At 64.6% G+C, this 15477-nt stretch carries 11 protein-coding genes and 5 pseudogenes; 5 read left to right on the top strand and 11 right to left on the bottom strand.

Annotated elements, in window-relative coordinates; all coding sequences use genetic code 11:
• Window positions 1-13: 13 nt before the first annotated feature.
• Together CBI38_RS31635 and CBI38_RS40715 are read right to left on the bottom strand one after the other, a co-directional pair.
• Complete coding sequence (locus CBI38_RS31635) at window positions 14-2062, bottom strand: erythromycin esterase family protein (RefSeq protein ID WP_204165041.1); 2049 nt, start codon at window positions 2060-2062, stop codon at window positions 14-16.
• A gap of 422 nt (window positions 2063-2484) precedes the next feature.
• Window positions 2485-2652, bottom strand: a pseudogene (locus CBI38_RS40715) (universal stress protein); the annotation flags it as partial.
• A 641-nt stretch (window positions 2653-3293) separates the two neighbouring features.
• On the opposite strand from CBI38_RS40715, the pseudogene CBI38_RS39535 reads away from it, so the two are divergent.
• The 3 genes and pseudogenes from CBI38_RS39535 to CBI38_RS40710 form a co-directional block, all read left to right on the top strand.
• Window positions 3294-3523, top strand: a pseudogene (locus CBI38_RS39535) (general stress protein); the annotation flags it as partial.
• 19 nt (window positions 3524-3542) lie between these two features.
• Window positions 3543-3884: pseudogene (locus CBI38_RS31615) on the top strand (hypothetical protein); the annotation flags it as partial.
• A gap of 581 nt (window positions 3885-4465) precedes the next feature.
• Window positions 4466-4597: an adenine nucleotide alpha hydrolase family protein gene (locus tag CBI38_RS40710; RefSeq protein WP_007297293.1), complete on the top strand. Its 132-nt coding sequence runs from the start codon at window positions 4466-4468 to the stop codon at window positions 4595-4597.
• A gap of 537 nt (window positions 4598-5134) precedes the next feature.
• Here the strand turns inward: CBI38_RS40710 and CBI38_RS31600 are convergent.
• The 5 genes from CBI38_RS31600 to CBI38_RS40705 all read right to left on the bottom strand — a co-directional run bounded on the left by CBI38_RS31600 (window position 5135) and on the right by CBI38_RS40705 (window position 8677).
• Window positions 5135-5425 carry a hypothetical protein gene (locus CBI38_RS31600; RefSeq protein ID WP_109335566.1) on the bottom strand — a complete coding sequence of 97 codons (291 nt, stop codon included), beginning with the start codon at window positions 5423-5425 and terminating at the stop codon, window positions 5135-5137.
• A gap of 50 nt (window positions 5426-5475) precedes the next feature.
• Window positions 5476-6072, bottom strand: coding sequence for a hypothetical protein (locus CBI38_RS31595; protein WP_162603335.1), 597 nt, complete (start codon window positions 6070-6072; stop codon window positions 5476-5478).
• A 29-nt stretch (window positions 6073-6101) separates the two neighbouring features.
• Entirely contained in the window at window positions 6102-6986 is an 885-nt protein-coding gene (locus tag CBI38_RS31590; protein WP_109335564.1) for a universal stress protein, read from the bottom strand.
• 780 nt (window positions 6987-7766) lie between these two features.
• Window positions 7767-8531 carry a cytidylate kinase family protein gene (locus CBI38_RS38065; protein WP_162603318.1) on the bottom strand — a complete coding sequence of 255 codons (765 nt, stop codon included), beginning with the start codon at window positions 8529-8531 and terminating at the stop codon, window positions 7767-7769.
• A complete protein-coding gene (locus CBI38_RS40705; protein ID WP_109335563.1) occupies window positions 8480-8677 on the bottom strand; it encodes a (d)CMP kinase in 198 nt (65 codons plus the stop codon). The genes CBI38_RS38065 and CBI38_RS40705 overlap by 52 nt, the downstream gene beginning before the upstream one ends.
• Window positions 8678-8863: 186 nt before the next feature.
• On the opposite strand from CBI38_RS40705, the gene CBI38_RS38060 reads away from it, so the two are divergent.
• On the top strand, window positions 8864-9007 hold the full coding sequence (locus CBI38_RS38060; RefSeq protein ID WP_162603333.1) for an acyl carrier protein: 144 nt from the start codon (window positions 8864-8866) through the stop codon (window positions 9005-9007).
• Here CBI38_RS38060 and CBI38_RS31575 read toward each other — a convergent pair.
• The 4 genes and pseudogenes from CBI38_RS31575 to CBI38_RS31555 form a co-directional block, all read right to left on the bottom strand.
• A complete protein-coding gene (locus tag CBI38_RS31575; RefSeq protein ID WP_230990385.1) occupies window positions 8980-9387 on the bottom strand; it encodes a dsRBD fold-containing protein in 408 nt (135 codons plus the stop codon). The genes CBI38_RS38060 and CBI38_RS31575 overlap by 28 nt on opposite strands.
• Window positions 9388-9598: 211 nt before the next feature.
• Window positions 9599-10081, bottom strand: a pseudogene (locus tag CBI38_RS39530) (response regulator); the annotation flags it as partial.
• A 45-nt stretch (window positions 10082-10126) separates the two neighbouring features.
• Window positions 10127-10285 carry a hypothetical protein gene (locus tag CBI38_RS38055; RefSeq protein ID WP_162603332.1) on the bottom strand — a complete coding sequence of 53 codons (159 nt, stop codon included), beginning with the start codon at window positions 10283-10285 and terminating at the stop codon, window positions 10127-10129.
• Between the two features lie 715 nt (window positions 10286-11000).
• A complete protein-coding gene (locus CBI38_RS31555) occupies window positions 11001-12479 on the bottom strand; it encodes an APC family permease (protein ID WP_109335562.1) in 1479 nt (492 codons plus the stop codon).
• Between the two features lie 986 nt (window positions 12480-13465).
• On the opposite strand from CBI38_RS31555, the pseudogene CBI38_RS31550 reads away from it, so the two are divergent.
• A pseudogene (locus tag CBI38_RS31550) lies at window positions 13466-15437 on the top strand (potassium transporter Kup).
• Window positions 15438-15477: the final 40 nt, after the last annotated feature.

The raw sequence follows: 15477 nt of genomic DNA, 5'->3' as shown, positions 1-15477 counted from the left end.
GTCCCGCAGCAGGTCACAGAGCGAACGGGTAGGTCTCCGGCATTTCGCCTTCCACCCACAGGCTGGTGCGTTCGAGCGGTTCGAGGGCGTGCGTGGTGTCGATGTGGATCACCGCGTCGAACTGATCGGACAGCCGCGTGTAAAAGTAGTGGCTCTGCCGTTCCGTCTCCGGGCGGTAGATCACGCCGATCGCCCGCTCCAGGCGCGCGACCCGAAGGGTGTCCGCGGTCCTCCGGTCGTGGTCGGTGCGGACGAGGAACGCGTCCTTTCCCACCTCGTGGAAGAGTTCTTCGACACTGCTGGGCAACGCGGCGCGGACCACCTTCCGTTCCGCCGGTCCACCCCACTCGCTGGCCGCGGTGACCGTTCCCGCGTAGGTGCTGAATCCGATCAGGCGGCAGTCGTCGCGGTACCGTTCGCGCACCAGTTGGCCCACCGTCAGTTCGCCCTGGGTTCCGACCTCGGTGGCACGCGCGTCGCCCACGTGGGAGTTGTGAGCCCAGACGACCACGCGGGCGGTACTCCCGAGCCGGCGGTCGAGATGAGCGATCAGTGCGTCGAGCGTGTCGGCCATGTGACGGTCGCGTAGGTTCCACGACGACACCCGGCCACCGAACATGGTGCGGTAGTACTCCTCGGCGTCGCGCACACTCCACGCGTTCCGTTCCGCGTAGAACTGGTCGTCGTCGGCGAGGATACCGCCGCGGCGGGCGTACTCGAGGGCGTGGTGTTGCAGGTCCACGAGCTGGTCGACGACCTGCTGCTCGCAGGATTCCCCCGCACCGAACGCTGCGGCGTAGCCGTACGCCTGACCGTCTTCCCCGGATACGTGCTCGAAGCACGAATAGCGGGCGCGTGCCCGCTGGGCCGCCGCCGGGTCGACCCGGTCCAGGTAGTCGATCACCTCCCGCATGGAGCGGTGCAGGCTGTAGAGATCGAGTCCGTAAAAGCCTGTCTGGTCTCGGCCGTCCGTCGCGCACCGGTCGTTGTGCTCCCTCAACCACGCGACGAAGTCGCGGACCACCGTGTTACGCCACATCCAGGCCGGGAAGCGCTCGAATCCGCGCAGCGCCTCCTCCGCCGACGTGTCGCTGCCGTGTCCGCGCACGTAGCGGTTGACCCGATAGGCGTCGGGCCAGTCGGCCTCCGCCGCAACAGCGGTGAAACCCTTCTCCTCGATCAATCTCCTGGTGATCTCCGCGCGTGCGGCATAGAACTCGTGTGTTCCGTGCGAGCTCTCGCCGATCAGCACGATCCGCGCGTCACCGACGAGGTCGAGCAGGTCCTGCGGTGCCGGCACACCGTCGGGCGCCTCACGAGATGCCAAGCGAACGATTCCCGCGGCCGAGTTGAATTCGAGTATCCGGGCGTTCGGGGTCCCCGGGCCGACGGTGGGTGTGCGCAGCAACGTCCGCACCTCCTCGTCCGTCACCTGGGCGAAGTTCCAAAACGAGTCCCCCACGGCGCGGAAGGGAAACGGCATCGTCGCACACACGACGTCGTCGACCACCGCTCGGAGATCGCGGCACGTCGATTCCGGCGCGGCCGGTACCGCGACGACGATCTGTTCGGGCTCTTGCTCACGCAGCGCGTCGACCGCCGCATGCATGCTGGCTCCTGTCACGAGACCGTCGTCGACGAGGATCGCAATCTTTCCCGCGACGTCGGTCGGGGGCCGGTTTCCCCGGTATGCCGCTTCACGGCGGACCAATTCGCGTCCCTCCCGGTCCACGACCCGACGCAGTTGTTCCGGGGTGATCGCGAGATCTCTCACCAGGTCGTCGTTCAGGACCACCACGCCGCCACTCGCCAGTGCCCCCATCGCGAACTCCTCGCGGCCGGGAACCCCGAGCTTGCGTACGACGAAGGCATCGAGGGGTGCACCCAGGGCAGCCGCCACCTCCCACGCGACAGGTACACCTCCGCGCGCGAGGCCGAGGACGACGACGCGTGGGTCTCCCCGGTACGCCTCGAGCAACTCGCCCAGAACGCGTCCAGCTTCTCGCCGGTCTCGAAAGATGCGTTCCGGTCTGTCCGTCGATGTTTGTCCGGAATCCTTCATCGGGCCCTCCTCCCGAGCTGACCGCCCGGCGTCGCACCGCGCGGTGTCGTTGTCGTTGTCGATCGTGTCGTCCTCGGCCCGTGGGTGACAGGGTCGAAGGCCACTTTCGGGGCCAGCACGAGCGCAAGCGGCCGGCTCATGGTTCTCATCTCCTCTTGTGGGTGCGCACCAGGCCCGCTTCCCCTCGGCGAGGTCGGCGCGTGACCGGACTGGCCCCGTCCATCGGGAACGGAGCATGGGGGTTGAGCCGAAAGCCCTTCTCGCCGCGGGTATGACGACCTCGACCCCGGCCGTCGGTGGAGGCCCGAAGAGCGGATCGGGGGAAACACCGTCTGTCGCGACTAGCCGGCATGCGGCAGATCATGACCAGGGCCGAGGGCATGGTGCAGGAGGTTCTGGCTCGTCGATCCCTGAAGGGATCCGGCGAGCCACGACACAGCCTGCAGCGATGACGGTGATCCGTCGGTTCCGACGACGATCGGACGGTCGGCAGTCATTGTGTTCCTACCTTTCTCGACGAGTGATGGAACGCGGAAGTGCCTGTCGGTGATCTCGATGGTCGCCGCCAGCAGATCGTCGCCGTAGGGCAGAAGGTCACCGCCTTCGGGTCGGAGGTCCACCCGCGGCCTGACGACAAATTCACGGCGGCACAGTGACAACGCTCGCGCGCATTTCGCCACGCGCGTGCGCTACCGGTTCATCGTGGTGCGGCAACTCATTTGGTGTGTGCGGACGAAGCCCAGTCCGATAGTCATCGAAAGCAGGGAGAGGGCGGCGTGAATGTCGCGCGGTGCGATTCGCCCGGCACGGCAACAAGCCATGCCGTACCCCTGTTCATCGTCCGCGAAAGGGTCGGGTGGGGGCCGGAGGCCCTCCGACGGACAACAGGTGTCATTGACCTTGTGCCCTACACCGGTCGCGGGCAAGGCGGAAGACTCGAACCGTAGCGATCGGAGGAGTTCTCTCCGAACCGGCGCCGCTGCTGTGGACTCGAGTGCGGGGGTGGCCCTGACCGGATAGATCGGGGTCGCGCTCTTGACTTGCCGGAGCATGTCATCTCCGTTGTCTGGTTGCAAGGATTTGGGGGACCGGGAGATGTGAACGGCGAGTGCAACTCGGGCGGCGGCGGAACCGCTCCGAGCAGGTGACCGCTGCTCCCGTGTCAATCCAGGTTCCCTTCAGAAGGAGGAAAGATCATGGCTCTCATGCGTTTCGATCCGTTCCGCGAGTCGACTGGGTGCGGCCGCTGCTCGCGAGTATCACGCTCGCCTGCTACGGGCTGATTGTCGGTGCCCTCGTCGGTGCCCTGTTCGGGCTGGTCATGTACGCGCTGCAGCGGGGCGGCGTGATTTCGCGTCCGTCAGCTCACTGCGACCTCGCTATTACGAGGTCCTCGCCGACATCGGGGTTGCGGACGAAGCCATCCGGCTGCTCGCCGGAAGTACCGATCAGAAGGAATAAGAGCGTGGATGGAGAAATGATGTCGATCAAGCTCAACAACACCGCGTACGAACACGCAAAACGCCTCATCAAGTCCGGTCACCGCGTTCTCGACGACCGCGATGCCTGGAGCGAGCATCGGCCGTCGACGCAGCAGGAGAACGAGTACATCGCCGAACACGGGCACACCGAGTATGCCCACTGGTATCTCGGCATCGACGACGAGCACGACCCGGACACTAAGGGCAGGTACAAATTCCCCTACGGCGACTTCGAGAACGTGCACAGGTGCGGGGTGCTGTCCGCAGAGTCGCGGGTGGCGCAGTACAAGCACGACGACATCGAGGCGGCGGCCGCCCATCTGCACGGCATGCTGGACGCCTCCGACCGCGGTCGCGGTCATTCTTCCCCTGTTCGTCGAAGCACGCAGGACAGTGCGCAGTGGGATGAAAACCATCTCCACGACGGCGTCGACGCCGGCACCGAACCCGTCCGGCCGGCGGAGCCGACCTGGAGAAACCGCGCGGATCTCGGTGTCGGACCTGGGCGGGCGGGAGGATCGGAGGAGGGTTCGGTGATGACCCGCGACGTGGAGAAACGGTGATCCGACCGGTCGGTGTTGCGCACCGCCGGATGGTATTCGGCCGACGTGGTCGGTACGGTCCTGGTCGTGATGGGGCGCCGCGGTGGGCTGGGCGGCGGCGAGCCGGGACCAGTGCGCCGACCCGACCTCGCTGGTGTGTACCGACCCGGCCCGCTACCTGCTGGTGTTCGCGCCGACCCTGATCCTGCTGCTCGGGTGTGGGGGCATTCGTGCGCGCCTACGCGGCGTGGCGGGCGTCGGCAGACCTGGCCGATCTGGCACGGCGCCGGATGGCCTGCCCTTCTCCGTAGATGACGAAGCCCGGCTGACGGCGGAGGCTGCGGAGCGGGCGGTCCTGACGGAAATTCTGGCCGGGTTGCGTGACCGTTTCCCTACGTCTCGGTGCGGCAGACCTCGTCCGGGACCGGCCGGTGCGTCACCTCCTCGAACTGGCCGACGAGGCCCAGCTGATTGTCGTCGGAAACGGGGGCGCGGCGGCTTCGCCGGGATGACGCTCGACTCGACCAGCACGGCCCTGCTGCACACCACTACGTGCGCCTCCTCATCGTTAGACAGTGCACCGACGGCTAGTACGCCGCCGCGATCCAGTCTTTCATCAGGCGAGGAGGGGACCGAAGTCCTCGAAGAGCTGACCAGGTCAATGACCTTGGGCCCTACATCTGCATCTTGGCCTAGAAGAAATCAGCTGGGACGAGTGGTTCGAGAAGTTCGACGAGGCCGGTCTGGCGTTCCTCTACCAGGAGCAAAAGTCTAGCGGCGACGACAGTACTTTCTTCAAGCTGGCCGACCGGGAGTGAGGTTGCCTCCGGCGCCGACGGGTTTCGTTGTATTCCGGTTGGGAGCAGTCTCCGCGCGACGCGTCCGTCGGCACGCGCACCGAACTGAGAGCGGTTCGACGGTGAACCCGACGAGGTCGTGGAGGCTACCCACTGGCGAGGCCCTTGCCGTGCTTGAGGATTCGCCGGTCCTGACCGCACCCGTCGGTCCGGTCAGGACCAGGATCAACGACCTTCTCGGCCGGCCGCCAGTCAATTCCCCTCCTGGTCCGACAACGTCTTACCCTCGAGAGCCTTGACCCGTCGGTGCTCGAGAAGGACCAGGACGATGCCGGAGAGGAAGCAAAGGACACAGACCGAACCGGCGACCACGGCCCAACCCTCCATGCCATAGCCGGCGGCCACCAGAGCCATTGCGAGTAACGCGATCCCTATCCCGAGGAGTAGGAATCCCGGCCAGTTACGGCGATCGATGATGGCCTCTCCGGCATGCTCACGCATGGTTCGCCCCTCATCGTGTGGGTGATCTTCGGTGCCTGCCATATTCACTCCTCGTTGTCGGGCGGTCCTCGGGGACCGCGACGAAAAAACATCTACCTCTGCACTTCGCGCTGCGCCGGTGTCTGGAGCCGATTTCCCTCGACCGGCATTCGGGTAGCGATCTCGATCTTGGCGTTATCTCGGGTAGCGAGAGCATCGCGTACGACGGTGCGCACCACCGGTTCGCATGGGGTGCGGTAGTCGGGCTGTGGACCGGCGTAGATCAGGCCGACGACTGGGACGGGTGCCGTACGGCTGCGGAAGCTGAGGTCCAGGCGACCGGGTTCGCCCGGGCGGTCTCGGGCTATCACGGTATCGAAGTGGCCCTCAGCATCGGGGGGAGTGGTGGATACACCCCACGCGATTCGGGGTTTGCCGGCGAAGACCGCGAGCAGCGGCGTCTCCGCGTCGACAGATAGTGGACCACGCATCCATACCAAGATGTCGGCATCGGCGGGGTGGACAGTGTCTGCCCGCACCATCGGATAACTGATCAGGTCGGCGTAGCGGGCGATCTCGCTGACGGCAACGCTGAAGCTCACGCGTCGTTCTCGGAGCCAATCCGCCACTGTATCGAGCGCGAGTAGATCCCCGCCGGTGTTGCCGTCGCTGTGCACGGAGAACCAGCCGCCGAGCCGTCGAGCGCTCACCGTACTGGACCGCGCCATGCCAGAGGCGGCTACCGGACGATGAGAAGTGGGCAGTTGACCGAGTGCATCAACGCCCTGCTGGTCGACCCCAACAGCAAGCTGGTGAACCCGCCCCGACCGCGGCTACCCACGACGAGCAGCTGCGCATTCTCGGCTTCCTCACGCAGGCCGTGTGCGGGTTGGTCCATGACGACGACTGTGCGGACCTTCACGTCCGGGTATTTCTCGGCGTGACCGGCGAGTCTTTCCGACAACCGGGCTGTTTCGTTCTTCACGACCTCCTGCATCCACGTGGGGTCGGCGCCGCCCTCGAATGCGAGGTGAAGATCGACGTCGGACCAGGCGTGGACGGCCACGAGTTCGGTGTGCCGCAGTGCGGCTTCCTCGAATGCCATGGAGACGGCCGGTTCGGTGTGCGCGGATCCGTCGACGCCGACGACGACGGGTCCTGCGAGGGCGTTGATGTCGGTGTCGGGCAGGCCGTGGATGACGGCGACGGGGCAGTGTGCGTGGGTGGCAACGGCCGAGCTGACCGAGCCCAGGAGCACTCGCTCGATGATTCCTTGCCGGTTCGCACCGACGACCACCATGCGCGCAGCTTTCGACCGCTCGACGAGTTCACCGGCGGGTGTCTCGGTGCCGAGGACGGTGTGGATCTCGAGCGAATGACCGGGCACTGCGTCGGCTGCGGCCTCGGCGGCCCTGGCCAACCTCTTCTTGGCTTCGAGTTCCTCTTCTTCGAAGAAGCTGGGGGGCAGGCCGACGGGAAACCCGTACGCGCCCGGAACGAACGTGGTGGTGATCACCGTCAGGGGAGCGTTCCGCAGTGCCGCTTCCTTCGCGGCCCACGACACTGCCTGCAGCGCCGACGGTGATCCGTCTGTTCCGACGACGATCGGACGGTCGGCGGCCATGTTGTCCCTACCTTCTTGGCGGGTGGTGGCACGGTGGGGGGCTTGTCCTGAGATCCATGGTCGTCGCCTTCGGGGCGGAGGTCCACCGCGGCCTTGCCAGTCCCGACACTTCCGACGATGTCAACGGTGACCGGTGTGCACATTCACCGTCGTGCCGGTCGCCTTTGATGGAGCTGGTCGTGGACCCGCGGGGCCGGCGTTCGTGTGGTTCTCGCGTGCCTTCGTTCGGGGCTGAGGCCGAGGTAATCCAGGTCCCGTGGCGGGGACGTTGCGCTGCTTGCCGCCCTACGGGTCGTACGGCGGCGCGGGGAGCGGGTATGTTCCTGCTCCCCGGTGTCGCCGGGTGGCCAGGCCTGGCTCGGGGGAGGGGAGGATCATCGGAGGGCGGTTCCGCGCCCGGAATATGGCCAATGATCGTCTGCCCTTTTGATTCTCGTGTGTGTGCCGCCGGGTCGTGGAGTCCGCTGGTGGTGCAGCCAAGGATATAGATAGCCTGCCAACCCGGCAGGGATGCCGGAGGAATGCCTCTCGAGATATCGAGCATGGTCTGTCCGTCGACGTCGACCCAGCGCGGCGGGACCTGAATTCGAGGCCCGTCCAGCCCGAGATCTGCGCGACGTTCTGTTTGTCGCATGCGGTGGGCTCCGCGGGGCGGAAACAAGGCCAGGGTCTGAGCCCGCAGATGTATGGCTGAAGAAATAGCTGACAGATGAAGTGGCGGGTTCCGGGCTCGGTTGGTGGACATTCGCTGCCCGATGTTTTTCCAATGACACAGCCTGCTTATTTACGCCCTACCTGGTCAGCCGTGTCTGGATATAAGGGAAAACGAAATCCGTGAATATGCTCCCAATCGTACATCCACTTTCGCTGCGCTTCCGTGAATAAAAACTCATCCGCAGTAATCCCTGCGGTGACCTCTTCTCCGCCTTCGCTCTCAAGCAAAGCTGGCACCAACACCTGCTTTGCGATCAGCGCTCTGCTAAGAGCATCGTGCCCTCGCAGCGCAAATACTTCCGGCGAGCTGTATCCGACAACAGGTTGCTCCCACCCCGGTGCGGCACCTGACTCAATCGCAGCCAATTCCCGGACTGGTTCGATTGTTGGGATAACACGACGTGGGCTCGCCCGCAGCTGGAGGCCATCCGTCGGCGGGCCGTTCACTACCTGAAGAACTTCGGATACGACCATGTCCAACGGTGCGTCAGAAGTGTCAATCACCAGGTCGTAGTTCCGCAGCCTGAAGATATCGACGCCGTACTTATCCCTAAAACGCGAACGTTCACTCGAACTTCTAGTACGCGCATCCTGCGCGGCATGTTCCACGGACGTGTAACTTTCGACATTTGATTCGCGAGTCCGGTGCAATCTCTCAGCGGCTACAGTCGGGTCTATGATGAGATGTAGTTTGAATGCATTTGGAACAAAATGCCAAGCCAGTCGAGAATCGAATATCAATGCAGTAGTCTGCGCGCCCTTCCTCTGCAGAATGCTATCTATACGCGAATCAATCGACTGATCAAGTTCAGCTCTCTTGTTGACATCCACAATTGATACGCCCAGCGAACTGCCAATTCTCGCTGTAGTGCACCAGTGCTGACAATATCCATGCCGTATATCCGCGCAAGCTCTCGCCCGACGGAACTCTTCCCGCTTCCCGGTTCACCACTGATCGTGATGTGCCGGAAGTGCATAATAGTCCGATCGGGCGACACGGATCAACAACAAGGCTGACAATTTTACGGTCTGGGCAGCGGTTCGTGGCCAGTGTCGGCCAAAATGCTTACAGATCATGCGGCGAGCCCGGCCAGTCACCTTCAGGCAGGGGGGTCCGAGCAACGATCGTTGCGTCTCGAGCGGACTCGCCCGTTCGGGATCAGGTGGATCTCGATTCGCTGGATTGGCTGGACTTCCTCGTCGGGCTGCATTCGACCTTCGGGATCGACATGCCGGAGGCCGACTACGGAAGGCTCGTCACCCTCACCGACGTGACAGACTACGTCGCTGCCCGGGTGACGCCGTGAGTCGCCGGGGACCAGGCGCGAGGGGGAGCCGGGGACGTTCGATGTCGGATCCGCAGTGCGCTGCGGGTGATCGCCTCGTACTCGGAGGCCGATTCGAACAACTGGTGTGACAGGTCGGCCAGTGCGCGGGCGACGGCCAACTGCTTGCCGATCGTCACCACGTCGAAATGGGTCGAATGGAGGCGCGCAGATCCCGTGCCCTCGAGTGCGGCGTCGTCCGGTCTCGGTAGGCGGGCCCGCGCCGACACCGACATGTCCGCGTCGTCCGGTTTGTGCCCGTCGATGACGATGCTCACCGACCACTGTTCCCCGTTCACATCCACTCCCGTCGTCGCCGGATGCTGCGATCTCTTCTTCACGTGCGTCTCGGACGTCTCCATCGAACCTCGACCAGGAGTGCCGGAAAAGGGCCGCAAGTCCTCGGCCGCAGTGACATCCGACGCTCACCGTGGGGGCCGCGGACCTCGGGCCCCCGCTGCGGGTTGTCCCCCGCCATCGCCGGCGCTGTCACGGATGTACTGCGCGAACTCGCGCACTGCCGCAACAACCGGGTGCGGCGCCGAGCGTATTAGCGGACGATGAGCAGCGGGCAAGAGCAAGGAGTGTCCGTTGCTGGTCGGCGAGCCCCGCGAAAGGGTCGTCCTCCGCGTCTGCGCCCGAGCGGAGCTTCGCCATCCACGGGGCGGCGGCACGACTGTCGAGCAGCGACTTGCCCGCACCCACCTCGTGGACTACCCCGGTCAGTTCCATCCCGCGGATGTTCTTGACGACACATCCCGGCGAGGATGGCGTCGAGCATCGCCTGGTCGTCGGTGTAGGACTTCAGCATCAGGCAACGCAAGCCGGGCATGCGGGAGAGCAGCTCACGACACAACTCGATGCCGCTACCGCCGGGCAGCCGGACATCGAGCGCGGCAACGTCGGGTATCAGTGCCAGGGTTCGAGCCAGCGCGCCCGCGAATACGTCGCCGGTTCCCCGATCATGGTCAGTTCGGGGTCCACGGTGAGAAGATCCGCTATCCCACGGAGGACCACCTCAGGATAATCGACCAGAAAAACGTTGAGCGCAGCCAACTGTCGGGAATGGCAGTGGAGGGCTACGCCGCCCCGCGGGGAGGGTTAGAGCGTGCCGGCCGCGGCGATCGGTTCGAGGAACTCGATGGCAGGCGGGGCCTGGACCCCTGCGCGCTCGGTGACCTCGGCGATCTTCGTATTGCCTTCGAAGAATTTCCTGGAAGGACTCGATGCTGTCCCACTCGTCGGTGACGACGAGCTCACCAATGACCTCGGCGAACTCGATGATGTTGTATACCAGCCTGTTTCGTACCGTCGGTGATCTCGTCGAGTAACGCAGCGTCCATCTCTGATGGACTGCTTGACCGCTTCCAGATCTGAAACGGTGAACCGGCCAACTACGATGACACTCATCGTCGGCCGCCTTCGAGTCGAAAGTGATTGCACCGTCTGCGAGTCTATCGCGATGATCCCCTTGATCGAGGATCGCAGGCGTCTACCGATCGCCACCGCCATTGTGACTGCGGCCAGCACAGCAATGGGCCCCCGGTGGCCAGAGCCTGGCAGGCGATGTGACTGAGTGTCGCCGGGAGACCAGGCGTGGTCGACAGTTGTTCCCGGGCGGGAATCTCGAGACCGACAAGATCGACGCCACGTACGACGCCGGGTACTGCGGTTGACCCATCCCGTCGCGGAGAAGGCCACACCGTACACGAAATCAGCAGCAGCAGAGGGAGGAAGGCGATCCATGCCTGACCTCGACCCACGCGGGGACGGGAGTGGGTGGGACAGCACGATGGCCCTTGGTGAACATCAGCCCCCGGGTTTCGGGGCCGACGAGTTGCGAGGTGCGGCGGTCGCAGGAGTAAGAGTATGACCTGCTCGCACGATTCGGACGGCACGGTCGCGACCGGCGACGAAACGACGGAGGGGACGAATGGATCGGACTTCGTTCTACCGGTCGTAGCGATGGGCGGGATCAGGCTCCCTCGTCCGCGGCCAGGTGGTCGATGTCGGAGAATTTCGTGTCGAGCCCGCTGCGCTTGTTGATCACGAAGATGATCGCCCACAGCACGATGCCGACGACCAGCATCACTCCGGCGATCCGGTATTGGATCATCTGCTCCTCGGTACGTGCCCACGGTCCGGCGAGGAAAAGACACAGCACCGCCGCGATAACCGGCACCCAGACGGGAGCGCGGAAGAACGTTTTGTCCGCCCGCCGTTTGAGCACGAGGCACGCTATGTTCACGACCGCGAATACGAACAATAACAACAGCCCGGTCGTCCCTGACAGGGCGCCGACCACCGAATTCCCGGACATCTGGTTGACCACGACGATGAGCACAAGAGTCATGCTTGTCGTGAACACGATGGCCGCCCAGGGCGAGCGGCGCGCCGGCAGGACGAACCCGAGTACACCCGGGAGCACCTGCTGCTTCGCCAGCCCGTAGATCAGTCGACTCGCCATCAGCATGTTGATGAGTGCGGTGTTCGCGACCGCGAACACCGTCAGATAGGGAAAGATCTCATCGATCGGCAGCCCGGGTGCCCCGAGCCGGACCACGTGCAACGGGATCCCCTCACTTCCGGAGTCGTAGTCCAGCGGGAGCACGGCGATGACCGCGACAACGACCAGGATGTAGATCAAACAGGTGACTCCGAGACCGGTGAGCATCATCTTGGGAAAGATGCGTTCGGGGTTCTTTGTCTCCTCGACCATGTTCACCGAGTCCTCGAATCCGACCATGGCGAAGAAGGCGATGGCGGTCGCAACCGTGACCGCGAGGAACCATCCCTTCTCGTTCGGGTCCTCGAATACCACCAGATTCCCGATGTCGCCTTCGGCGCTGCCGCTGCCGGCCGCGACGAGGCCGATGACGATGACGACTGCGAGCGCGGTCATCTCGATGAGGGTCAATACCACGTTCAACTTCACGGATTCGCCGACGCCACGGAGGTTGATCACAGCGAGCAGGCTCATGAAGAGCAGCGCGACGACGAGTTGTGCGGTATCCCCGGTCGGAATGTCGAACCAGCCCACTCCCTCTGCATCACTGAATGTTTCGTGCGGCCCGGCTAGTAGGTTACCTGCGACGACGTTCGATGACGTCGACGCACTCGTAATGCCCGAGCAGATGACGGCGAACGCAACAATGAACGTGACGATATGGATGCCGAAAGCCTTGTGCGCGTACAGGGCGGCGCCGGCGGCCTGGGGGTATTTCGTGACGAGTTCGAGGTAGGAGAAGGCAGTCAGCGTTGCAATGATGAACGCGAGAATAAACGGAAGCCAGGCCATTCCGCCAACGTTCTCGATCATGCTTCCGGTGACCGCGTAGACCCCCGCACCGAGAATGTCGCCGACAATGAAGAAGAGTAGCAACCCGGGCCCCAGAACCCGTTTGAGTTCACCGCGCTTACCGGCGGCGCCCGGGTCGCCAGTCGCATGTGCCATGCAAGAAATCCTAAACCCGCAGGTGATCACGCAGGTAGTGCTCGGCAGCACCTACCCGCGCGCGGGATCTCCACCCTGACCGCGTTCTGGCTGGCCGTGGAGATCGGGGATTGGCAGCGGCTGACCGGGTGCGCCATCGGTACTTTACTCGGATTGCCCAACACTCTTTCGGCACAGTGCGTGTCCCGGAGTCGATCACCAAGTCCGTTAACACCCGGCTGCTGATCGAGGCTGCATGGCGTCACCGCCCGTCCTACCACCGAAGTGCGGAGCTGCGCAGACGGTGGGCAAGGCCACTCCGCCGCCGGCGGTCAGCAGGACAACCGGCGACTGCACTTTCCTTGGCTTCGCTTTGAGCGCGCACGGAACGTCCCTACCTCGCGAACACCGCGGTAGCCCGTGAAACGTGCCCGGCTGGTGCTGGTCATTGGCAGTCCTGGACGAGTAGCCGCGAGACACAAGTGTCCGGACGTGGCCCACGGTGGTGGCGGTGGCACCTGGAGTGACTCGCGACCGATCTCTGAGCACGCATCAATCTCGCGTTGAAAAACGTTCGTGGTCATCAGCTTGGATGCAGTGCCCCGGTAGCGGGCTCACGACCGGCTCCCGGGGAGCGTCCCCTCGCGGCGCTGTTCGACCGCACCCGAGATCGGGCCGCCGGCGATCCGCGCGTCGAGGACATGCTTGCCGCGTATACGCGCGGCACAGGGATCGGTTTGCCGGCGTCATGGTCATGTTCGAGGCCGCCCCCGCGGTGACCGCGTGGTGGTGGATGTCAGCGACCGTGAAGACGAGGCGCTGTCCTGAATGCCCCGCGTTCGGGCAAACCGGTGTCGAAGGCGGTGATCGCCTGGGCGGCCGAGGTGAGCTGAGTGGGACTGTGTGCCGGACAACTCCACCAGTTCGCGCGCTGTGCGCGTGCCTGGCTTCCGCGACGCGCAGGGAGAGGTGCTCGATATTCCGCGGTTAGCGCGTCCGGGACGACAATGGGAGCCGGACCTGCAGACGAGGAGCACACCGTGGCCACTGAGTCCGGAGGTAGTCCGCCGGTTCGTGCGGTGGACGGTCGGGAAACGTTTCGGGCCGCCGTGGTGGTTGGGGCTCTCGGTGTCGTGTTCGGTGACATCGGGACCAGCCCGATCTACACCATCCAGACGGTGTTCAACCCGAAGGACCCGCACCCGGTGCCGATCAGCACGAACAACGTCTACGGCGTCGTGTCGCTGATCTTCTGGTCGGTGATGATCATCGTCACCGTGACCTACGTTCTGTTGGTGATGCGCGTCGACAACGACGGCGAGGGCGGGATCATGGCCCTGATCACGCTGCTGCGGCGCCGCGGTGGCGCGGGAGGCCGTCGCGTGACCGCGGTGTTGGCCGGTCTCGGTGTCTTCGGCGCCGCGCTGTTCTTCGGCGACAGCGTGATCACACCCGCGATTTCCGTGCTGTCCGCGGTGGAAGGCCTGAAGGTCGTCCAACCGGGACTGGAGGAGCTGATCGTGCCGATCACGGCGGTGATCATCGTGGGATTGTTCTCCGTGCAGCGGCGCGGCACGGCGGCGGTCGGTCGGTTGTTCGGGCCGGTGATGTTCGTCTGGTTCGTGTCGATCGGTGCGTGCGGTGTGACCGGCATTGCCCGACATCCGGAAATCCTTCGGGCGCTCTCGCCGACGTATGCGCTGAACTTCATGTTCGGGCACTTCGGCATCGCGTTCTTCGCGTTAACCGCGGTCGTTCTCGCGGTCACCGGTGCGAGGCGCTGTATGCCGATATGGGCCATTTCGGACGGCCGGCGATCACCCAGGGCTGGCTGCTGCTGGTTTTGCCGGCGTGCGTACTGAGCTACCTCGGCCAGGGTGCGCTGCTTCTCGGTGACCAGGGCGCGGTGGGAAGCCCGTTCTTCCGGCTCGCCCCGGGCTGGGCGCGGTTGCCGATGGTGCTACTGGCCACCGCTGCGACGGTGATCGCCTCCCAGGCGGTGATCACCGGCGCCTACTCGGTGGCGTCGCAGGCGGCGAGGCTCGGTTACCTGCCGAGGTTGCGGGTGGTGCACACCTCGGAGTCGAGGATCGGTCAGATCTACGTTCCGTGGATCAACTGGGTGCTGATGGTGTCGGTGCTCACGCTGGTGTTCGCCTTCCGCAGTTCGGCGGCATTGGCGTACGCGTTCGGCATGGCGGTGACCGCGACGATCACGATCACGACGCTGCTGTTCTTCTACGTCGCCCGCACCAAGTGGGGCACGCCGTTGTGGCTGGTCGTGATCGGCGCCGGCTGTCTGCTGGTGGTCGATCTGCTGTTTCTGGCGGCGAACTTGACCAAACTGGTGCACGGGGCGTGGCTGCCGTTGCTGATCGGGCTCACGGCGTTCACGGTGATGACCACCTGGCAGCGCGGCCGGGACATCCTCACACGCGCGCGGGGACAGGCGGAAGGACCACTGCGCGCGTTCGTCGACCAGCTGCACGATTGTCGGCCGCCGCTGCTGCGGCCCCCGGCACTGCGGTGTTCCTCAACCGCGGGAAGCAGACCGCGCCGTTGGCGATGCGGGCCAATGTCGAACACAACCGCGTGCTGCACGAACACGTGGTGATCCTGTCGATCGACACGCTGCCGGTGCCGCGCGTACCGGACACGGAACGGACGGAGGTCGACGCTCTCGGCTATGCCGAAGACGGGATCGTCCTCGTGACAGCGTATTTCGGGTACATGGAAACGCCGAACATTCCGGACGCGCTGCGCCTGCTCGACCCCGCCGACACCGAGGGGCCGATCGCGATCGAGGATGCGTCCTATTTCCTGTCGAAGATCGAGCTGGCGATGGGGACGGCACCGACGATGGCAACATGGCGCAAGCACTTGTTCATCGCCGCCTCCTACATCACGGGCGACGCTGCCGAGTACTTCCGCCTGCCAGGGGAGCGGACGGTGATCATGGGTTCCCGAATCGACGTGTAGGGAAGTGGATCCGGCCAATCCGGTTCGTCCGACGCCGCGA

It is taken from the genome of Rhodococcus oxybenzonivorans, from assembly GCF_003130705.1.
GTDB lineage: Bacteria > Actinomycetota > Actinomycetes > Mycobacteriales > Mycobacteriaceae > Rhodococcus_F > Rhodococcus_F oxybenzonivorans.
This window is presented reverse-complemented; position numbering and strand designations above follow the sequence as displayed.

What these genes read in the sequence shown, in the direction of transcription:
- CBI38_RS31635 (WP_204165041.1), bottom strand. Translation starts at nt 2,062, where the DNA reads ATGAAGGATTCCGGACAAACATCGACGGACAGACCGGAACGCATCTTT.
- CBI38_RS31600 (WP_109335566.1), bottom strand. Translation starts at nt 5,425, where the DNA reads ATGGCAGGCACCGAAGATCACCCACACGATGAGGGGCGAACCATGCGT.
- CBI38_RS31590 (WP_109335564.1), bottom strand. Translation starts at nt 6,986, where the DNA reads ATGGCCGCCGACCGTCCGATCGTCGTCGGAACAGACGGATCACCGTCG.
- CBI38_RS40705 (WP_109335563.1), bottom strand. Translation starts at nt 8,677, where the DNA reads ATGCACTTCCGGCACATCACGATCAGTGGTGAACCGGGAAGCGGGAAG.
- CBI38_RS31575 (WP_230990385.1), bottom strand. Translation starts at nt 9,387, where the DNA reads ATGGAGACGTCCGAGACGCACGTGAAGAAGAGATCGCAGCATCCGGCG.
- CBI38_RS31555 (WP_109335562.1), bottom strand. Translation starts at nt 12,479, where the DNA reads ATGGCACATGCGACTGGCGACCCGGGCGCCGCCGGTAAGCGCGGTGAA.